A 20323-nucleotide genomic window follows, 5' to 3' on the forward strand; every position below is an offset into this window, starting at 1 on the left:
GGTCGTACGGCATGCCGTACGGAGAAGGGCGGTCGCGCGTCCCGGCGACCGCCCCTCAGCCGGCTCAGTGGTTGCCGGTGCCGTTCCCGGCGAGGACCGGGATGTCGCTCAGGATGTGCGAGAGCGGCTCGTCGCCCTTGGCCTGGGTGGAGTTCTCGGTGCACTGCTGGTTCTGCGGGGCCGACAGGATCGGGATGTCCTGGACGGCGACCGGCACGACACCGACGAGCGAGCCGACGTTGGCCTTGGCCGGCAGGCCGATGCAGGGCTTGTTGAGCGAGCCCTGGACGAGGCCGAGCTGCGGGCTCATGTCGCCCTTGGTGGCGGAGTTGCCGTACGTCTGCGACGAACCGTTGCCGCTGGTGGACGTCGTGCCCTGGTCGTCGCCGATGGCGAGCGCGGACGGGGCGGCCACGGCCGACAGGCCGGCGACGGAGGCAGCGATCGTGGCGGCTGCGAAGAGCTTCTTCATGGGGTGGTTCCCTTTCGATACGCGCGCTCCGGATACGGAGCTACGTGTGGTCAACTGGATTGCATTCCGGGCAGTTGCGGACCGAAACCCGTTCGGACCATTCCCGCGCGAGCCATTCGCAGGAAATTCGGCACTGTGCGCGACCTCCCGAACATCCGGACGCAGCGGATCAAAAGGCTCGTACAGCTACCTGAATTTCAGGCCGGGGCCGGAACAGCGGACCGGGCCGCCGGCGCGGCGGCCCGATTCACACAACGGGTCCTCAGTTGTTGCCGGCGCCGTTGCCGGAGAGGACCGGGATGTCGTCCAGGACGTGCGACAGCGGCTCGTCGCCCTTGGCCTGGGTGGAGTTCTCGGTGCACTGCTGGTTCTGCGGGGCCGACAGGATCGGGATGTCCTGGACGGAGACCGGCACGACACCGACGAGCGAGCCGACGTTGGCCTTGGCCGGCAGGCCGATGCAGGGCTTGTTCAGGGAGCCCTGGATCAGCGCCATCTGCGGGCTCATGTTGCCGTACGTGGCGGAGTTGCCGTACGTCTGCGAGGCGTTGTTGCCGCTCTCGGACGTGGTGCCGCCGTCGTTGCCGACAGCCAGGGCCTGCGGGGCGGCGGCGGCCGCGATACCGACGAGAGAAGCGGTGGCCGCCGCGGCAGCCATGGCCTTCTTCAGCATGAGGAAATTCCCCTTCTTTTTCCGTCTGGGAGCACTTGTATCAACTCCGCAGCGCGCCATCGGTTGCTCACGTTCACTCGGACGGGGTCCCGATCGATTCCGCTTCCGGCTCGGGTTCGATGAAATGAAAATCTCGCCGGAGCGGACTGCGTGGCCTGGGCGCGGGTGATCGAGCGGTTTTCGATCCCTGTCCGATCGGGTGTATATGCGGAACCATTTCCGGCTTTTGGAGTTGCGCTCAGTGCAGTAACCGTTGCCCGTCAGAAAAAGGAAACAGAACCATGCTCAAGAAGGCCATGGCCGCCGCAGCGGTCGCCGTCTCCGTCGTCGGAGTCTCCGCCGCGGCCGCTCCGCAGGCGCTCGCCATCGGCAACGACGGCGGCACCACGTCGGACAGCGGCAACGGCGCGTCGCAGACGTACGGCAACTCCGCCACCAAGGGCGACCTCAGCCCGCAGGTCGGTCTCGTCCAGGGCTCCCTGAACAAGCCCTGCGTCGGCCTGCCCATCAAGGGCAACGTCGGCTCGCTCGTCGGCCTGGTGCCGGTCTCCGTCCAGGACGTGCCGATCCTGTCGGCCCCGCAGAACCAGCAGTGCACCGAGAACTCCACCCAGGCCAAGGGCGACGAGCCGCTGTCGCACATCCTGGAGGACATCCCGGTGCTCTCCGGCAACGGTGTGCAGAACGGCTGATCAGCCGCACGCGCACACGGCTCGGGCCGCCGGCTTTCCTCACTTGCCGGCGGCCCGAGCTCTGTCATGGGGCGCCGGGCCGGAGGAGTCACGGGGCGCCCGGGGCGGGGGCCGCCCTCCCAACGGCGTGGAGCCGACGGCTGACAGGAGGGCGGCGCGGCCGATCTCATGACGGCCCTCAGTGGACCACCGGGCCCGCGCTCCGGAAGAACCGGTTCACCCGTTCGCCCACGACGTCACCCCAAAGGGGCCGCCGCGGAGATCAGTCACCCGTTCGGAGCCGCAACCCCGTGCGCGGCCGCCCCGTTGCACAGCGTGCCAGGCACCCGCGCTGGCCGAACAGAACGACCCCCAAGGAGCATGCTTCATGTCGCGTACCGCGAAGGCAGTCGTCTTTTCCGCAATGGCCGCCGCTGCCATGGCCGGCTCGGCCGGCGTCGCCGCCGCCGACTCCGGCGCGCAGGGCGCTGCCACCAACTCCCCCGGCGTGATCTCGGGCAACAACGTGCAGGTTCCCGTGCACGTGCCGGTCAACGCCTGCGGCAACACCGTCGACGTCATCGGTCTGCTGAACCCGGCGTTCGGCAACACCTGCGTCAACGACTGACGGGTACAGCCCGACTCTTCCGCAGCCGCCTCTCTCCGAGGGGCGGCTGCTCCGTTGTGCGGCCTGTCCGGTTTTTGGCGCGATTGCCGCACACCCCGGGGTCGAGACGCTCGTTGAGTGAACAGAAGCGAAATTTCCAACCGATGACGCAGGTCGTCGAGGGAAGGCAATAAACAATGAAGGTTCTGAAGACCGCTGCCGTTGTCGCCGGATCCATGGCGATTGTCGGTGCCGCCGCTCCGGCATTTGCCTCGGACCTCACTCCGATGAGCCTGAACGGCGCGGTGAACACGATCACCAGCCAGCGGACGCTCGATGTCGCCCCGGTGGACAGCAATCTTCTCGACCCGAAGAACGACGGGGGCGCCGTCAGCACCGTCTCGGGCGCTGTCAACGGGCTGAACGAGAGCGGTTCGGGCACCGGCAGCCTGCTCGGCGGGCTCCCCGCCGGCAAGTAGCCGCTCAGCGGGTTCGCACGGCGGGCCACGCGTCGAAGGCTGGTTCGGGACTCAGGGTTCCCGGGTCAGCCTTCGGTATTTCATCCACGGAATGCGTTCCGCCAAGCGAGTGAACGAAGGCCGGTGCGCCAATCGCGGCTGGCTAGGCTTCCCGGGTGACTTCAACTGTGAGCAGTGGCCCCGCATTTCGAGCAGCCGATCTGGGAACTCTGGCGGTCATCGCCTGGAGTGGCGAAGGTCCCGACGGGAATGGCGACATTCCTTTTCTCCTCGCGTACTCCATGGGCGATTCCCCGGCGGGACCCGAGGCCGCGGAGACGGCCGTGCGAGGCCTCCTGGAGACCAACGGCCTCACGGTGGGCACCACCGTCCACGACGCGGCGGGCCGCCCCCGGTTCCCCGTGTCCCTGCTGGTCGAGGCGGGGCAGGCCGTCGTCACCATGCCGCTCTTGAACGCCCAGTGCCCCGTGCCGCCCGAGTGGCTGGCGGCGGCGGAGGCCCGCAAGAGCGCGTACTTCCTGTTCACCACGCGCGTCTGGTCCGCCGCGACGCCGGGTTCGCCGGTCGGCGAGAAGGAACTGGAGGAGTTCGTGGGCGCCGAGGAGACCCTGCTGGCCTCCGCGCACTGCCTGCTGCCCGTCCGGCGCGTGCGCGCGTGACCACGGCCCCCGCCGTGCCCCGGCCGGGGAACCGGCACCGAAGCACCGCAGGCGCGCGAGAGGCCGCTCGCGCCGGGGGCGACAGGGCGCTCGCGTGGCTCCTCGTCGTCACGGGCGCCGCGGGGGTGCTCGCGTCGTGGGTCATCACCATCGACAAGTTCAAGCTCCTGGAGGACCCGAACTTCACGCCCGGGTGCAGCCTGAACCCGGTGGTCTCCTGCGGCAACATCATGAAGAGCGAGCAGGCCGCCGCGTTCGGCTTCCCCAACCCGATGCTGGGCCTCGTCGCGTACGGGCTCGTGGTCGGCGTCGGCGTGAGCCTGCTGACCGGGGCCCGCTTTCCCCGCTGGTACTGGCTGACCTTCACCGCGGGCACGGCGTTCGGCGTCGGGTTCGTGACGTGGCTGCAGTTCCAGTCGCTGTACCGGATCAACTCGCTGTGCCTGTGGTGCTGCCTGGCCTGGGCGGCCACCATCGCCATGTTCTGGCACCTGGTCGCGTTCGACGTCCGCAGCGGCTTCCTGCCGGCGTCCCGGGGCGTACGGACCTTCTTCACGGACTTCCCCTGGGTGCCGGCCGCCGCGCACCTCGGCATCGTCGGCATGATGATCCTGACCCGCTGGTGGGAGTTCTGGACGAGCTGACGGACACGCCCCCCGATGGCCCAATTCCCTTGATTGGTACCGGTCCGGCGGTGTGATTGGCACGTCATATCCCCTCACCTCTCTAGGGAGAAACGATGCGTCTTCGCACCTTCGCGGCCGCGGCCGTGCTGGCCGGGACCGCTGTCATGGGATCCGCGGCCATGGCCTCCGCCGTGGACGGCCCCGACGGCGCCAGCGCCACCGGTGTGGCCCAGAACAGCCCCGGCGTGCTGTCCGGGAACGTGATCCAGGTTCCGATCGACATCCCGATCAACGCGTGCGGGAACTCGCTCAACCTGATCGCCGGTCTCAACCCGGCGGGCGGCAACACCTGCGTCAACGGCTGAGCATTCGGCCCGCTCGAACCAACGGTGCCCGGGACGGCTTCGGCCGGCCCGGGCACCGCTTCGTGCGCCGGACCCGGAGGGCGGCGCCGGTCAGGACAAGATCACGGTGCCCCATCACAAGGAGCACCGCCTTCCTGTCCTCCGGAGGCACTCGCTCGTGGTCATCCCCGTCGTCGTCGCCGTGCTCGCCCTGATCGCGGGGCTCGCGGCCAACACATATCTGCGGCCGCGGCTGCTGGCCGAGGACGACGACAGCGGGATGGCCGTCAAGGACCTCGTCGGCCCCCTGCTCACCCTCACCGTCCTGCTGCTGGCCTTCGTCCTGGTCACGGCCTACGGCTCGTACGGAAAGGCCGAGGTGGCCGCGCGCGGTGAGGCGCGCGCCCTGGACCAGCTCGTCGAGACCGCCGAGTACGCCGACGGAAAGCAGCGGGCGGCCATCCAGTCCGACGCCGCCTGCTACGCCCGCGCCGTCCGCGTCCAGGAATGGCCCGCCATGGCCGACGGGAACGGGAACGGGAACGGCTCCAAGGCGCCCAGCGTGTGGTCCACCGACATGCGCCAGAACTTCCGTCCCCTGGAGGGCGAACCGGCCTTCGGCATGCTGGTCAGCGCCGACACCAAGCGCTCGGAGGAGCGCTCGGAACGCCTCACCCAGGCGACCGCCAGCATCCCCAGCGCCATCTTCTGGTTCCTGCTGGCCGTCCTCGCCGTGACGGTGGTCTCGCTCGGCATCTGCCTGCTGCGCAAGCACAACCGCGGCCAGCTGATCGCGCTCAGCCTGATCACGGTGCTGCTGACGGCCACCTTGTGCATCATCCGCGACGTCGACCGCCCCTTCGGCGGCATCGTCGACGTCCAGCCCACAGCCGTCTCCGACGTCGAGAAGCAGGCCACCCGCGACCTCCGCACCCACGACAAGAACGCGGAACTCCCCTGCGACGCGGCGGGCAACCGCGTCACGCAGCAGACCAAGGGCTGAGGGCAGCCGCGCGGCGCGGCCGGCAGGGTGCGGTCGACGCTCACTCGCCGGCTGCCGCCGCCCGTACGATCGCCGCGGCCGCCCGGCTCGCGGCGAGCACCGGCTCTGTGCTGCGAGCGGCGCGGCCGAGCATGAACGCGCCCTCGAGCAGCGCGATCACCGAGCTCGCCGTTTCGCGGGCGGCCGGTTCCGGGATGCCGCCCGCCGCGTAGTAGGCGGCGATTTCCTCGATCCAGTTGCCGAAGACCTCTGAAGTGGCCTGGCGGAGCTGCTCGTTGGTGTTCGCCACCTCCATCGCGACGGTGGCGATGGGGCAGGGGTCGGCGAAGTCGAGCTCGCGCAGGGTGTCCGCCGCGGCGATGAAGACATCGGCGGTGGCGGCGACCCGGTCCTCGTACGGCGTCATCAGCCCGGCGACGAGGTCGAGATAGACGACCCCCGAGGTGCGGACGACCTCCTCGCCCAACTGCGCCTTGCCTCCTGGGAAGAAGTGGTAGATCGACCCGAACGGCGCCCCGGCCGCCTCGGCGATCTGCTTCATGCCGGTCCCGGTGTAGCCCCTGCGCCGGAACAGTTCGACGGCGGCGGTGAGGATGCGCTGCCGGGTGTCGCGCGGGCCGGCGTCCCTGGTGCTCTCGATGTCCTTGCTTGCGCTCACGGTGCAGCCTCCCAGGGCAGCCGTTGTGGGGACGGAAGTCAGCGCCTATTGTTCCACTAGAACGATCTATCAAGTCGCGTGCGACCGAGCCGGAGGCACTCCCATGCCCGAAATCGAGCTGAGCGCAGGGATCATCGACTACGAGGACACGGGTGGCGACGGCCCTGTCGTGGTCCTGGTCCACGGCCTCGGTTTCGATGCGTCGGTCTGGAGCGAGGTCGCGTCGGACCTGCGCCGCGAATTCCGTGTGCTGATCCCCGTGCTGCCGATCGGCAGTCACCGGCGGCCGATGCGGCCGGACGCGGACCTGTCCGCGCAGGGCGTCGCGGCGCTCCTTGCCGAGTTCATGGACCGCATGGACCTGCGCGAGGTCACCCTCGTCCAGAACGACACGGGTACGGCCCAACTCCTCGTCGGCGTACGGGACGAGCGCATCGCCCGGCTCGTCCTCACCTCCTGCGAGGCCCTGGACAACTACCCGCCGGGCTTTCAGGGCAAGGCACTTCACCGGGCGAGCAGGATTCCCGGCGGGCTGTTCGTTCTCCTCCAGTCCTTCCGCTTCCCCGCGCTGGCCCGCATGCGGACGTCGCTGGGCGGGATGGCGAAGAGGCGGCTGCCGAAGGAGCTGATCGCCCGCTGGTACGGCCAGTTGCTGACCAGCCGTGACATCCGGCGCGACCTCGCCAAGTTCCTCCGGAGCACGGAGCCGGAGTGCTATCTGAGGGCGGCCGGGAACCTGCCGTCCTTCACCCGCCCCGCGCTGATCGCCTGGGGTGCCGAGGACCGCATGATGCCCCCGGACACAGGGCGCCGGCTCGCGGCACTGCTGCCGAACGCGCGATACGTGGAGATCCCGGACGCGCGCACTCTCGTCCAGTTCGACAACCCGGCCGCGCTCACGGCGGAGCTCCGCCGCTTCGTGAAGGAGAACCCGCTGCCCGGGGAGGGGTGAACAGTGGCGCCATCGGCACGGGTTGGCCGGGGCTTCAGGAGGGGCGGGTCGTGCCCGGCTGTTCGACCGTGTGCTGGTAGGCGTCGGCCGCGCGACTGAAGTAGTCGAACAGGACCTTCAGCTGGTCGGGGGAGTAGCCGCGGAGGATCTCGGCGATCTCCTCGCGGGCGGGGGCCATCACCTCGTCGAGCTCGGCCGGCCGGCCGATGGGCTCGACGATCACCTTGCGGCGGTCGGTGGGATCGGCGGCACGGCGGACGTAGCCGGCCTCCTCCAGGCGGTCGATCAGCCGGGTGGTGGGCCCGGTGGTCAGCCCGGTGCGGGCGCCGAGCTCGCCCGGGGTCAGCGGGCCGGTCAGTTCCAGCGTGTTGAGCGCGTACAGATCGGTGGCGCCCAGACCGCAGGACTTCGCACTGGCATGACCGTGCAGCATCACCGCACTCAGATACCGCCGGTAGATACGTGACGCCTCGGATCGCGTTGACACTGCCCCACCCGCTCTCTAGTCTCTTCCTAAACGAAGAGACTTCTTTGACGAAGAAAGTTCCTTAGGGAAGATACTAAGGGGAGGGCACGCCCATGACCAGTATCCAGACCCCGAACGAGACGGCCGGGACCAGTGCCGGGACCAGCGCCGGGACCGGCGAGAACACCACCTCCATCGAGGTTGCCGCCGCCAAGGCACGGCCGCGCAGCCGCCGTCGCACCGTCAAACGGGTGCTCGGCGGCACCGTGCTCACCCTCGCGGTGGTGGCCGCAGGCGGCTACTTCTGGCTCGACGCCACCTCCGACGTGCGGCGCACCGGCGCCGCAACCTGCGGCGAGGTGATCCCTGCCGACGCCGACCGCGGCGACGGCAAGGCCGTCTGTGCCTCCCTCGACGCCCTCTCCGATGCCTGGGAGCGCGGTGACGCGGAGGCGTACGGCCGCCAGTTCACCGAGAACGCCACGTACACCACCTACATCGGCAGCCACTACGAGGGCCGCGCCGACATCACCGCGAGCCACCGTGCGCTCTTCAAGGGCTTCCTCAAGGACAGCAAGCTCGCCGCCAGGTACCTCGACATGCGCTTCCTCACCAAGGACGTCGCCGTCCTCACCAGCCGAGGCGCCGACTACACGGGTGACAAGCCCGGCGCGGACGACCTCTCGAAGGTGACGACCTTCACCTTGGTCCGCGACACCGACGACGCGTGGCGGATCGCCGCCTTCCACAACACCGAGCGCAGCAACGTCATGGAGCGCTTCTCGTTCCTCTTCGGCGCCGACACCAAGCCCGCCGCCGAGAAGTAGCCCCGGGCCGCGCCCCGACGCACCGCCCCTGCCGACACCCCTTTCCGAGCACAGGAGCACCCGCATGCCGACCCATCGGATACCGACGCCCACCTGCCCCGCCGCCGGAGCGGTCCGGTGAAGCGCCGCACCTTACTGAAGGCCGGCCTGGGCGGCGTGGGTGCCGCGGCGCTCGGCGCGGGCGGCACATACGGATGGTGGTTCTCGTCCGCCGACATCGACACCGCGGGCCGTGTCGACTTCAGCAGCCGCCTGCCCATCCCGCCCCTGGCGCCCGCGCGCCGCGACGCCAAGGGACGCAAGGTGTTCGAGCTCCGCGCGGCGCCCGGCGAACACCGGCTGCGCCCCGGCCGCCCCACCGCGACCTGGGGCATCAACGGCTCCTACCTCGGGCCCACGCTCCGGGCCGCCCGTGACGAGACCGTGCTCGTCCACGTACGCAACGGCCTGCGAGAGCCGACGAGCCTCCACTGGCACGGCATGCACCTGCCCGCGCGCATGGACGGCGGCCCGCACCAGCCGGTCGAGCCCGGCCGGACCTGGTCCCCGACCTGGACCATCGACCAGCCCGCCGCCACCCTCTGGTACCACCCGCACCCGCACGGGGAGACGGCCCGGCACGTGTACCGAGGCCTTGCGGGCCTGTTCCTCCTGGACGACCCGAAGACGAAGCCCTCCGGCCCCGGTGACGGCGCGCTGCCCCACCACTACGGGATCGACGACATCCCCGTCATCGTCCAGGACAAGCTCCTCGACGACGACAACCAGCTCGTCGAGAGCCACCCCCGGCTCAGCGAGGTCGGCCTCCTGGGCGACGTGATCTGCGTCAACGGCACCACGGGCCCGTACCTGCCGGTCACCACGGAACGGATCCGCCTGCGGCTGCTCAACGCGTCCAACGCCCGCGTCTACGACTTCGGCTTCACCGACGACCGGCACTTCGCGCTCGTCGGCACCGACGGGGGACTGCTTCCCGCACCGCACCGGACCACCCGCATCCAGCTCTCGCCGGGCGAACGCGCCGAGATCGTGGTGGCGCTGCGCCCCGGCGAGCGCACGGTCCTGCGCAGCTTCCCCCCGGACCTCGGCATGAACTTCATGAGCCGTCGCTTCACCGGCGGGGACGACACCCTGGACATCCTCGAACTGCGCGCGGCCCGCACGCTCAGACCCTCACCCCGGCTGCCGGATCAGCTCGCCACCGCACCCGCGCTGGCCGCCCGGAACGCGTCCGTGGACCGGAAGTTCGGGATGGCGGGATTCGCGATCAACGGCAAGAGCATGGACATGCGCCGCATCGACTTCGCCGTGCGGCGGGGCGCCACCGAGATCTGGGAGGTCACCGCCACCGACGAGACCCTGCACAACTTCCACGTCCACGACGTGCAGTTCCAGGTCCTCTCCGTCGACGGCAAACGGCCACCCCCCGAACTCGCCGGCTGGAAGGACACCCTCCACACCCGCCCCGGCGTCCCCTACCGCCTCGCACTGCGCTTCACCGACCACAGCGACCGCACGATGCCGTACATGTACCACTGCCACGTCCTGTACCACGAGGACCAGGGCCTGATGGGACAGTTCGTCGTGACCGAACCCGACGAGAAACCGGGCAGCGCACCGGAGGGCCACCACCACGAGCCGTAGTCACGCAGATGGGCACACATGCAGAAACAGGTCAGCCGCCTACTGAATTCAGTAGGCGGCCGACCTGGTGTTTCATCTGTCGGGGTGGCGGGATTTGAACCCACGACCTCTTCGTCCCGAATGAGGTTCGGGTGATGACCTTGCCTGCGGTGATGTCTTTTCCCCTGGTCAGAGCATCGGCCTGTCGCGGTGCTGGATGGTCTCGAATGGGGGCGGGGAGCGAGTTGGCTCCCCGATGGCTCCCGGCATCGAGATCCCAGCCGTGTCCGTGGACGACCGCTCAGAAGTCCAAGGCGTCCTCTTCCCATTCGGCGTTCGCCACGCTGGCGCTCGCTTCGACCTTCTCCACAGCTGCTGGAGCAGCCGTAAGCGTCAGCTGGAGATCAAGGAGCTGGACGTCTCCGCCGATTTCCGGATCGACCAGGTCGAGTACCTCTTGAAGGAGGTTGGCAACGGTGCGACGTGCATCTGTGGATGCCATGCTCCGGTTCGGGATCTCGAGCCGGTAGCGATGGTAGTCGGCAGGCGCGCTGACAAGTGGTCCCGAAGCGGCGGGCCGGTTCAAAGGGCGGCTCGGAGGGCCGTCGGCGCGGCTGGGGGGTGAGCCACTACCTGATGCAGGGCTGGAACTTGCTCTGACGTGCGAAGGCTGCGGAGAGCTGTCAGTCGTCGGCGTGGGCGCTCGGCGCAGCCGAAGTTCCAAGGAGCCGATGGACAGCTCGTCGGGGGACGCGATGTGCTGGGGTGTGCCCTCGCCGTCGATGACCTGAAAGGAATCAGGTCCGGTCAGGGTCTGATGTACGGCTCGCCGGATGTCGTCAACGGAAGGGACGAGCGGGAACGCGGGGTTCTTGTAGAACTGTTGGCCTATTTCTTTCAGCGTCAAGTCGCGGACGATTTTGGACAGCAGGGTCTTCAGGTAGGCGCCGGAGAGTCGGCCGGGGTGTACGGCGCGACTGTGGTTGACCAAGGCATCCCAGACGTGTCCGCCCTTGAGTGCGGACTTGCCGTCGTCGTCGAATCGCTGCCAGTCGACTTCGGTCTGGTCGGTGCGGGTGAGATAAGCGAAGTGCTGGAATGCCTTCTGCAGGTCGTCGTCCACACGCTGGGCAGCGGCGCGCAGTTCGGCCTGGGCCTCTGGGCGCTTTTCATCGTCTTGGTCGAGTTGCGAGATGACCGAACGCCAGGCCAGTACTTCGATGGCACGCTTGCGGACGGTGTCGCGCCGTTGAGTGTTGACGCATGCCACAACACAGGAAGCGCCGTTGTCGACAGGTAGGGAATCGTCACCGACGCCGAGGAGCGCTGAGACTTCGGCTCGAGTGGGGGTGTCCCGGCCGTTATGCAGGGTCCAGCGGCTCGGGTCAAGAACCACCAGTCGGGTCTTACTGTTCTGGTCTACGTCGCTGAAGACTTGGGACAGAGGAGTACCAGGGGTATTCGCGACGGGGATGACCTGGTCGAAAGGGCCCGGGTTGCTGCGAGCGATTGTCTGGGCCCGTTCCCACAGGTAGGCGTCGCGTTCGGATGCGGAAACGGAGCTCTTGGCCTGCTTGTAGAACATCCGCAAGGTCTGGGCGATGGCTAGGTGGAACCGCGCGGTGCCGCGGCCGGAAGCGGTGTCAGTCACCTCCAGGGAGCCGAGGCCTTCCTCATCGCTGATTAGGAGGTTGAACACCTCTTCGGCAGAGTTGAATTCGATGCCTGGGCTGTAGACGCTCGCGAGGAGCTCCGGCTTGGTGGCTCCTCGTTTCGCCTGGTCTCGCGGCACCAGGGAGTAGCAGAAGAGAGCAGTGGCCATCCGCAGACTCGTGGAGGGCTGTCCGGTGTTGACGCCTCGCTCGGCCAGGACAGCATCCAGAGCACGGGCACGGCCGCGGGTGCCGTCCTTGGTCGTGATGTCGGTGGCGGCTACCTGCCGGAATCCTTGGATGACGCGTTCGTTGCCGTGTAGGAGACCGGAGGAGAGGATGTTCTCTATGGCGTTGTGAAGGGGGAGGTCACCTATGCCGATGAGCTCAGGCGTCCATCGACCGGCCTCGTACTCACGGACCCAGTAGTAGGCAGTGGCGGAGAAGATCTCTACGGTGGAACGCACCCGCTGGAAGCCGGCATGGCGCGACCAGTCGTCGCGGACCAACGCCATGACGTCGGGAGAGAATGGATAGCTGGCAGCCAGGCGTTCATTCAGGCCGCTGAGGCTATGCCGTGCGCCGAGCCGCTGGAACACCTGCTCGGTCCAAGCCTGTCCCGCATGCTCTGCCCAGGCCGTGGCAAGAGCACTGGCGGGCATCGTGTCGGCAGGCTGAAACAGACGGCGTCGGATGATCGCCGAGAAGTCCTGCGGCTCGGTAACGGAGTCGCCAATTCCGTTGCGCTCGATGCCGCTCGTCACAAAGGTACGAAGGCTCTCCGCTTCCACAGGGTAACCGCGATCGTCGCGGTCGGAGCGGATCATCACAATGACGAAGGCCACCTGGGGGACCTCGTCGACGGCGTCCATTAAGCAGTCCAGGAAGACCTTCTCGCCGGGCATCGTGTCGATGTGTTTCTTGTCCGCGAGGTCGAGGGCATACTGCATCAACTCGTCGAGCAGGATCAGTACCGGCCCCTGAACTGCCTCCAGGGCTCGGGCCAACGCCGCCTTGTTCGACCCCTGGGCGAGGTGCAGCGCGTATCGGTCCCGGTCACCTCGGAATAGGGCCCACAGGAACCGCTCGTACAAGGTGGTTGCCGGGCCGAATTCCGGGCTTGTCGCCCCTGGGGTCATGTTGTCTGCGGACAGGACCACTACCCGGGCTCCGTCTAGGTCCAGATGCCCCCCGTTCTGCTCGGCTTCGTCTTGTACTCGCTGGCCCAGTTCGGTCCCCAGGAAGGCCTGAGGGCTGTTGGCCAGGTGGTAAAGACCGACCAGGGCGTGGCTCTTGCCACCACCCATTCCCTGGTCGAGGTGGAACAAGGCCTTCCCGCCGCGGGCCCGGGTGCCGAGCCTTCGGGCGACTGTGCTCATGAACTGGACGAGCCTGGGGGTCGGTTCGGTGATCTCCGCGTAGTACACGGGATCGGTGTACGGCACGTCACGGTCGGTGTAGACAGCGCTGTAGAGCGACATCTGAAGGTCGGCGATTTGTCCGTTGGCATCTGTGATCTCGGGCCGCAAGGTCAGTACTTCGGCCCAGTGGGGATACGCAGTGGTCATCGGGCGTCCTCAGCGTCGAACAGGGTCAGACGTCGGTCGGTGTCACGCGGGGTAAGTGTTCCTGCCAGGCCGCGGGCGATGTTCTTGATGGTTCCAGCGTTGCGTTGCAGGGCCACGAGCGCCTTCGCGATGGTGTCGCTGGGAGGCAGTTGGGCCGCCAGGTCTCCGATCACGGCCCACAGATGTTCGTCGTCAACGGGGCGTTCCCACTGGGCGAGCACGAGGGAAGCAGCCTCAGTGCCGCCGGAAATGTACGCGCCGGCGAGAGCTCTGGCGACGTCGAACTCGGCGCTGTCGGGGCCCACCGACGTAGGCGGGTCCAGGATCAGGCGGAAACCCTTGCCGGATTCCGCGAGCAGGCTTCCACGGACGTTCTCCAGTCGCAGTCCGTCGACCTGGGCAAGGAAGATGGCCTCTCCCTTGGCGACGACGGTGCGCCCGTGCACCCTCATCCAGAACACGGCGAAGCGAGTGATCGCGTCGAACGTCTCGATGGGGATGCGGTCCAGTCTCAGTGCGGTTGCCTCGCGGACGCAGCGACGGGCCAAGGTTAGGTACCGCTCTAGCGGGGCCGACTCGCCGTCCGGCTGGATAACTGTGGAGTACCTGCCGTAGACCTCCATAGCGGGTCCGTAGGCGGCCATCATCTGGTCGGCCAAGGCCAGGCCGTCCTGAGTCCAATTGCGCACTTGAGGCCGTATCGCGTCGGCGATTTCCCTGTCTACCTGCGCGGCGGTCGCGACGTCGCGATCGGTGGAGGCTACACGGCAGCCGATAGTGATGGTGACCTTGACCGAAGCCACCTTGGTAACGCCCGACTCGGTCCGGCTAGGCCAAGAGCTGGTAACCACGAACCCTGCATCGTGGAGCGCAGCGAGGAGGCGTTTCCAAGCCTCCGGGTCGGAGTGGCCGAAGACAACGACCAGATGTCCGTCTGGGCGCAGCACTCTGCGGCTCTCTAGGAAGGCGGCGGACAGAGAGGACTCGTAAAAATCCTTGTCGTGACGCACGCGTCCGGGCTCGTGGACTCGACGAACGATGATCTCGTCGTCCTTGTTCTGCAGACCGTCGCCGGTGCGCAGCGCCTTCGGTCCAAAGAGGTCCGGTTCGATGTCGAACAGAATGCGCTTCAGCCAGACATGCATGAGGTCGGAGGCATCTGCATATTCGATCATGTCGTAGTACGGAGGGTCAGTGACCACTGCGTCGACGCTTGCGTCGCGATAGGGAAGCCGCATCGCATTTGCTTGGCGAAAGCGTGCAGGCGTGCCGCGCAGGCCCCGTACATGGGCTTCGTAGGGGCGTAGGCCGGTTTTCACGAGGGATTTCCAGGTTCCTGGTCCGCTTCCGGGGCCGGTCTCCACCCAGTCGAATTGGAAATTCAGGCTCGCCTCGTTCGCGAAGAGGTCGGACACCATGGTCCGGTTCTGCTGTGTTCCGTCGCTCTTGCCTTTTGCCTCTACACGGCAGCCTCTGGTTGCCCTGCGAAGCCGTCGGGCGAACGTCGCCGCGGCAAAGGCGGTCAGGGCCCGCGCGTATTGCGGTGAAATGCCAGCGGCCAAAGCGTCATGGTGGCAGGAACGTATGGAGCGGGCTAACTCGGAGAACTGCAGGGCTTGTCGAGCATTCATCAGTTCGCCGAAGGTCCGGTAGCCGTACCCGCTGGCCATCACTGTGTGTACATTTCCTGCCGCGATCACCTCGTCTGGAACAGCGCTCAGCGGACCTTCAGCCTTGAGAGCGGAGAGGTCCACCGCCATGGCTGCCTGGTGCTCGTCCGGGCGCGGAGTCCGGAAGACGCGCTTCGCCTCACCGACTGTGTCGATGGTCGCCAGTAGTTCGTCGCGGTACTCGCCCGCGAAGCCCTTGGCCTTGACTGTCTCCAAACTGTGGACCTGCTGGCAGAACGGGCAACGGGCGCTCTTGCCCTTGCGCTTTCTGCCGTCGCCCAGATCCGTGGAGGAGTAAGTCGGCGCCTGCTCAGGAGGGCCGTCGATCACTTCGGTGCGCCAGGTGCCGTCATGGACGATCAGCCGCAGCGACTGGCCGATATCGCTGGTTCGTTTGTAGGGATAGCGCAGGACGAAGCTTCCGAGAAGCGGGAAACGGTTCGTGCAACCGTCGCAGAGAATGCTGATGGCCCATAGGTACCCCCAGGGCAGCGACCCATCGGGGTTTCGGGGATAGTGCTCAGCCACAGCGATTTGGGTGCGCCTGCCGATCTCCGCCAGGAACACTTCAAGATCCGCGATTAGTCGTGGAGGAGCACCCTGACTGAACAGGGTGTCGTCCTGTGGGCCAGAGTCCTGCCACGGCAGGGTTGGCTCACCTGACGGGTCCCGCAATGGGTAGTCCGCCAGGACTCGGCCAGCGAGCGTGGCGACGGGACTCAGGTCCAAGCCGACTGCCTGGGCGCCAAGCCGGGCGGCTTCCAAGGCAATAATGCCGCGTCCGGAGAAGGCGTCCAGGACCACGGGGCGTCCGTCAGGATAGCGTTCGCTGATCTTGGCAGCGGCCTCAGTCAGGGCCTTCGGGTCACCGTGGACCGCTCTCTCGACCAGCTGTCGAACGCTTGCGCTGTCCGGTAGTAGCGCCGTAGCCACAGCAGCCCGGGCTTGGGCGATGGGGCGTGACGCGAACCACGTGAAGATCGCCTTCTCTACCAGGCCGGATCCAGCCCGGTTGCCGCACGCTTCGTCGACAGCCGCGCATGGAAACCAGGTGTCGATGAGGGTGCGTTCTGAGTCGGTGGTCAACGGTTCTCCATAAGGCGCCGAAGCTGAGAGACGGGAATTTTGAAACGTTCGATGCGCCGAGGCCCTGCCAGCGTCCCGGCCGGGTCTTGACAGCGGATGACGACGGTCGGCTGGCTAGCGCACTGCAGGACGACGTACAGCCAGTAGTCCGGCCCGCGCTGCTGAGCCTGAGCCCATTCGTGCTGCTCGAAAAAGACTGGCCTGATCCCGGCAACAAAGCCCTTGACCTCGACCAGGCGCTGGTCGGTGGTCCCGGGCCGGCGCGCGAGTAGGTCATAGCCCAGCCCAGCGGTCTGCCGGTCGTCAACGACCCAGCCGAGTCCTTCGAGTTCTGCGACGACCTTGGCAATAGCAACCTGTTCGGAGTCCGGGTCGTGGCCAAGCTCGTTGGCCCGGGCACCGCCGCTGACCTGAACCCACCCCAGTGGGGTGGGAGAGGTGTGAGTGATGTTGTCGAACAAGGCGAAGTGGGCGAGCCGGTCGGCTTTCTCGGCGGCGAACTGTTCGAGTCTGCTGCGTCTGACGTCGGGGTCCAGAGTCCTGACCTGGCGCTTGAGGCGGCGTTCGACGTCACCGAGTTGGTCGCGGCTTTTCGCAGTGACCGCTAGCTGCAGGCGTTGCATCTCGGAACTCTCTGCATGAACTGCTTCGCGTGCGGCGGAGTCTGCCTCGACTCGTGCGGCGGGCGAGGGCGGCTTGGAGGACTCAGCAGTAGGGCTGAGATTCATCACCGATTCCCAGGCAGTGGCGAAGGCGCCAGCACCGGAATAACGGATGAGGAAGGGCACAGTGCGGCGGACGCGGCGGATGCCATTGTGGTGCTCAAGTTCCGCTGCATAGACGAACAGGGTGTAGCCGGTCAGGGAGGACACGTCTACGGCAGCAGCTCCCGCGAGCAGGTCTCCCTCACAGCGTTGAACGGCCCGCTCTACCAGGTCCTGGAAGGAGTCTTCGGTAGGCCCCAGAACGATGACGTCCTCGGCTCGGCGGAACTGTTCCTCCTGCGCTTTGGCGACCGTGGCAGAGTCGGCGGCGATCAGGCATTCCTGTAGGCCACCGAAGGAGGCGGGGAGATGAGCGAGGTCAGAACGCAGGACCCGTATGCCAGGAGTGGGTCCCGTTGACACACTCCATCCTTCGACGCTGGCAGCCTGGTCGACGAAAGCGGACACGATGACTGGATTGATCGCCTGGAGGCGATCGCTCGCGAACCTCTGCATGGCCTCGCCATGGTCGACTGGGGTCTTGAATCGGTCTTCCTCAGCAACAATGTCCTTGGCCCGAGCTACGAGAGTCGCAGTGTCGGGTACGGCGGCCAGTACCTCGCCGACGGCAGTCGGATCCCGGTGTGCTGCGGCCATGGCCGCGCCGAAGTTGAAGCCAGTCCGGTCAACCGTGGCGTCGAGCAGGTCGTACAGGCGCCCTTGCAGTGATGCGGAGGCTGCAGTGAGGTTCTCCAGGATGACCTGTTGGACACGGCCCTCACGGGTCTCGGGGGCCACGAGGTGATAGACGAACACCTCGCTTTGTTGACCAATTCGGTGTAGTCGGCCAGCCCGCTGTTCTAGCCGCACCAAACTCCACGGGATGTCCCAGTCGATCATGACGTGTGCGGACTGAAGGTCGATCCCCTCACCGCCTGCATCAGTGGACACGAGGACCTGGAACCGGTCCTTGAGGAACCTGGCCTGCAACTCCTCCCGACCAGACTGGTCCACGCTTCCGTCCAGGACCTCTGTACTGAATCCAGCCGCGCGGAAGACCCCGGCCAACCATCGAGCAGTGTCCGTGAACTCGCTGAAAACCAGCAACTGCCCGCTTCCAGGGATGATCTGGTGCCGCTTCATGATGTCGCGGGCGGCCTGCCACTTGGCGGCTTCGCCCTTCGACGCCAGGGACTGCTCCAGCTGACCGATGGCCACAGCAACGGCATCTAACTCAGCTCTGCGGTCGCTGCTGCGGGCTTGGAGTACGGCTGCTTCGGCGTCATGCCAGGCGTCGTCGGAGTCGAGGGCAGCACGGGCCAGGTCCTCGTTCTCAAAGCCCTCGGGTACTACTGGAGGCACGCGGCCGGTCTGTGAACCAGACAGAGCTGACCGGCGGCGCCGCAATGTTTCGAGGGCTGCTGCCACCGAGGAGGCAGCCCGCTTACCGTAAATGGAACGGGCCAGAACCGAGTCTGAGGAATACCACGTCTCCACGTAGCCCATGACCGCGTCGTAGGCGTCTGACTCAGCCGGCGTCAGGAAGACCTCGTGAGTTTGCGCGTATCGAGGGCGGAAGAGCTGTTCGCCGTCCAGGCCTCGCAGATCCTCCTTCATCCGCCGTAGGAAGTTGTTCGGCCCCGGGTGCATAGGGTGGTCATAGGCCTTCTCGGACGGGTCCCACGAGTAGATGGCGGGATCGAGCAGATTCAGCAGTGCTCGGAAGAAAGTCTCCTTGCCGCGGTGCGGAGTGGCAGTCAGTAGAAGGAGGTGGTGGGCCACGTCACCGAGTTGGCGAGCCGCGCTGAGGTGCTGGGAAGTCGGGGTGAGTCGATGCGCCTCGTCGAAGACAGCCAGGGACCAAGAGGCCCGTGAGCCGACGATCTTGCGTCGCACGTCGGCGTTGTAGGTGAACAAGTCCAGCGAGACGACCCAGACGTCCACGTCCGCCCGCAGATCCAACGGTTCACGGCCCACATCGGCAGTGATTCGTTGCGCGTCGATGCCGAAGAAGCGCTTGAGTTCCCCGATCCACTTGCCCACCAAGTGGGCTGGCACAACGATGACCGTCTTTCCTGGGACCAGCCCCTGTCTGCGCCCCTCTGCTAAGTACATTCCAGTCATGAGGGTCTTACCGGTCCCAGGCTCGTCAGCCAGGAGGAACCGCAGCTTGGGCTGGGGCAACATCACGCTGAAGACGGCGTCGTCTTGATGGGCATACGGCCTCAGCGGCCGCGTGGCCAGAACAGCAGATCGGATGCGGGGGATGGCCCATCGCATCCATTGCGCCCATACCCCAGTGATCGCACGCGCACTGTCGCCACTCCCATCGGAACTGGCCACCTTGCAGGCTGGTACATCGGCGAGGAGTACGAACGCTTCGGTGAGGCCCCGGGTGGGCGATTTGATCACGCAGTTGAACCCGGTCCGTTCCCGAAAGGCAGCGACAACGGCCACCAGTTCGCCGTCGATTAAGAGTCGGTCGTTCTTGTCGATATCCATGCCAGCCCCCCACAGGCCTCCTAGTCATGGACACAAGACACGCACTTCGCCTCAGACTCAACCCCAAGTCCGATCTGAACTAAGGATGTTGCTCAGATGTGATCGTGAAGGAACTTGTACGCAGGGGATGCGTCGTGGGATAGCGCATCCCTGGTGTGGGCGCAGCTGACGCGTCATTCGGGCACTACGTAAGTCCGGACCCCTCGGGAACACCGGAAGCGGCTGACGGCACGGGCGATTGACCCCGCTCCCTGCGGTCCCCGGCTCCTCGGCCACTCGCATGTTCTACGCTGCCGCCCATGATTCGCGCAGTGGTGTTCGATGTCGGTGAGTGCCTGGTGGACGAGACCCGTGAGTACGGGACGTGGGCGGACTGGCTGGGGGTGCCGCGGCACACGTTCGCGGCGATGTTCGGGGCGGTCATCGCGCAGGGGCGTGACTACCGGGAGACGTTCCAGGTTTTCCGGCCGGGCTTCGATCTGACTGCGGAGCGGGAGAAGCGGGCCGATGCCGGGCTGCCCGAGTGGTTCGGTGAGGACGATCTGTACGCGGATGTTCGGCCCTCGCTGGAGGCGCTGCGCCGGGACGGGCTCTGGGTGGGGATCGCCGGGAACCAGACCGTGCGCGCCGGCGGGCTGCTGCGCGGGCTCGATCTGCCCGCCGACTTGATCGCCACCAGCGACGACTGGGGTGCCTCTAAGCCGGACGTGGCGTTCTTCGAGTACGTCATCGAGGCGACCCCGGCAGAAGCCGGGGAGATTCTGTATGTGGGTGACCGGCTCGACAACGACATCCGGCCCGCCGTGCAGGCCGGACTGCTGACGGCGCTGATCCGTCGCGGTCCCTGGGGGACCATCCAGCAGGACGATCCGGACGCGGACGCAGTTACGACGATGCGGATCGACTCCCTTGCCGAACTGCCGGAGCGGGTAGCGAAGTTCAACGCTGGAGAGCGCTGGCCGTCATTCCCCAGTCATAGAGCCGGTCGTCGAGGTCTCGTACGTACTGCTCGTTCTGCCAGGGGACGAGGGTGCGGCGGACCTCGCGGATGCGGTCCATGCCGGTCGCGTACCAGGTCACA

Annotated in this window: 17 protein-coding genes and 1 pseudogene; 11 read left to right on the forward strand and 7 right to left on the reverse strand. The window is 66.9% G+C overall.

From position 1 onward, the window contains the following. Positions 1 to 64: 64 nt before the first annotated feature. Together ACFV9W_RS35205 and ACFV9W_RS35210 are read right to left on the reverse strand one after the other, a co-directional pair. The gene (locus ACFV9W_RS35205; RefSeq protein ID WP_385769409.1) at positions 65 to 472 is read right to left on the reverse strand and encodes a rodlin; all 408 of its coding nucleotides are present in this window, start codon (positions 470 to 472) and stop codon (positions 65 to 67) included. Between the two features lie 262 nt (positions 473 to 734). After that, positions 735 to 1145 (reverse strand): rodlin, encoded by a 411-nt coding sequence (locus ACFV9W_RS35210; protein ID WP_385769411.1) that lies wholly within the window; start codon positions 1143 to 1145, stop codon positions 735 to 737. A 281-nt stretch (positions 1146 to 1426) separates the two neighbouring features. Here ACFV9W_RS35210 and ACFV9W_RS35215 point away from each other — a divergent pair, with 281 nt between their 5' ends. The 7 genes from ACFV9W_RS35215 (at position 1427) to ACFV9W_RS35245 (ending at position 5534) form a co-directional block, all read left to right on the forward strand. Next, a complete protein-coding gene (locus ACFV9W_RS35215; protein WP_385769413.1) occupies positions 1427 to 1837 on the forward strand; it encodes a rodlin in 411 nt (136 codons plus the stop codon). A 367-nt stretch (positions 1838 to 2204) separates the two neighbouring features. Further along, complete coding sequence (locus ACFV9W_RS35220; RefSeq protein WP_385769415.1) at positions 2205 to 2444, forward strand: chaplin; 240 nt, start codon at positions 2205 to 2207, stop codon at positions 2442 to 2444. Between the two features lie 176 nt (positions 2445 to 2620). Next, complete coding sequence (locus ACFV9W_RS35225; protein ID WP_385769417.1) at positions 2621 to 2902, forward strand: hypothetical protein; 282 nt, start codon at positions 2621 to 2623, stop codon at positions 2900 to 2902. Between the two features lie 155 nt (positions 2903 to 3057). After that, entirely contained in the window at positions 3058 to 3561 is a 504-nt protein-coding gene (locus ACFV9W_RS35230; protein WP_385769419.1) for a DUF5949 family protein, read from the forward strand. A 14-nt stretch (positions 3562 to 3575) separates the two neighbouring features. Continuing rightward, positions 3576 to 4205 (forward strand): vitamin K epoxide reductase family protein, encoded by a 630-nt coding sequence (locus ACFV9W_RS35235; RefSeq protein ID WP_385769492.1) that lies wholly within the window; start codon positions 3576 to 3578, stop codon positions 4203 to 4205. A 95-nt stretch (positions 4206 to 4300) separates the two neighbouring features. Next, the gene (locus tag ACFV9W_RS35240; protein ID WP_385769421.1) at positions 4301 to 4552 is read left to right on the forward strand and encodes a chaplin; all 252 of its coding nucleotides are present in this window, start codon (positions 4301 to 4303) and stop codon (positions 4550 to 4552) included. A 157-nt stretch (positions 4553 to 4709) separates the two neighbouring features. Further along, positions 4710 to 5534, forward strand: a complete 825-nt coding sequence (locus ACFV9W_RS35245) for a hypothetical protein (RefSeq protein WP_385769423.1) — start codon at positions 4710 to 4712, stop codon at positions 5532 to 5534. 40 nt (positions 5535 to 5574) lie between these two features. Here the strand turns inward: ACFV9W_RS35245 and ACFV9W_RS35250 are convergent, their stop codons facing one another. Then, entirely contained in the window at positions 5575 to 6192 is a 618-nt protein-coding gene (locus ACFV9W_RS35250; protein WP_385769425.1) for a TetR/AcrR family transcriptional regulator, read from the reverse strand. A 103-nt stretch (positions 6193 to 6295) separates the two neighbouring features. Between ACFV9W_RS35250 and ACFV9W_RS35255 the strand changes: the two genes are divergently transcribed. Continuing rightward, positions 6296 to 7144 (forward strand): alpha/beta fold hydrolase, encoded by an 849-nt coding sequence (locus ACFV9W_RS35255; RefSeq protein ID WP_385769427.1) that lies wholly within the window; start codon positions 6296 to 6298, stop codon positions 7142 to 7144. Between the two features lie 34 nt (positions 7145 to 7178). Here ACFV9W_RS35255 and ACFV9W_RS35260 read toward each other — a convergent pair whose 3' ends face one another. Continuing rightward, positions 7179 to 7577, reverse strand: a complete 399-nt coding sequence (locus ACFV9W_RS35260; protein ID WP_385769429.1) for a MarR family winged helix-turn-helix transcriptional regulator — start codon at positions 7575 to 7577, stop codon at positions 7179 to 7181. A 146-nt stretch (positions 7578 to 7723) separates the two neighbouring features. Here ACFV9W_RS35260 and ACFV9W_RS35265 point away from each other — a divergent pair, with 146 nt between their 5' ends. Together ACFV9W_RS35265 and ACFV9W_RS35270 are read left to right on the forward strand one after the other, a co-directional pair. Continuing rightward, entirely contained in the window at positions 7724 to 8437 is a 714-nt protein-coding gene (locus ACFV9W_RS35265) for an SgcJ/EcaC family oxidoreductase (protein ID WP_385769431.1), read from the forward strand. 117 nt (positions 8438 to 8554) lie between these two features. Continuing rightward, on the forward strand, positions 8555 to 10081 hold the full coding sequence (locus tag ACFV9W_RS35270) for a multicopper oxidase family protein (protein WP_385769433.1): 1527 nt from the start codon (positions 8555 to 8557) through the stop codon (positions 10079 to 10081). A gap of 280 nt (positions 10082 to 10361) precedes the next feature. On the opposite strand, the gene ACFV9W_RS35275 is transcribed toward ACFV9W_RS35270, so the two are convergent. From ACFV9W_RS35275 to ACFV9W_RS35285, 3 genes are read right to left on the reverse strand one after another with little or no spacing between them, the layout of a single operon-like run. After that, positions 10362 to 13280 (reverse strand): DUF499 domain-containing protein, encoded by a 2919-nt coding sequence (locus ACFV9W_RS35275; protein ID WP_385769435.1) that lies wholly within the window; start codon positions 13278 to 13280, stop codon positions 10362 to 10364. Continuing rightward, entirely contained in the window at positions 13277 to 16036 is a 2760-nt protein-coding gene (locus ACFV9W_RS35280; RefSeq protein WP_385769437.1) for a DUF1156 domain-containing protein, read from the reverse strand. The genes ACFV9W_RS35275 and ACFV9W_RS35280 overlap by 4 nt, the downstream gene beginning before the upstream one ends. Continuing rightward, positions 16033 to 19242 carry a helicase-related protein gene (locus tag ACFV9W_RS35285; protein WP_385769439.1) on the reverse strand — a complete coding sequence of 1070 codons (3210 nt, stop codon included), beginning with the start codon at positions 19240 to 19242 and terminating at the stop codon, positions 16033 to 16035. The genes ACFV9W_RS35280 and ACFV9W_RS35285 overlap by 4 nt, the downstream gene beginning before the upstream one ends. Before the next feature lie 299 nt (positions 19243 to 19541). Between ACFV9W_RS35285 and ACFV9W_RS35290 the strand changes: the two are divergent. After that, a pseudogene (locus tag ACFV9W_RS35290) lies at positions 19542 to 20198 on the forward strand (HAD family hydrolase); the annotation flags it as partial. Positions 20199 to 20323: the final 125 nt, after the last annotated feature.

It is taken from the genome of Streptomyces sp. NPDC059897, from assembly GCF_042730865.1.
Classification (GTDB): Bacteria; Actinomycetota; Actinomycetes; order Streptomycetales; family Streptomycetaceae; genus Streptomyces.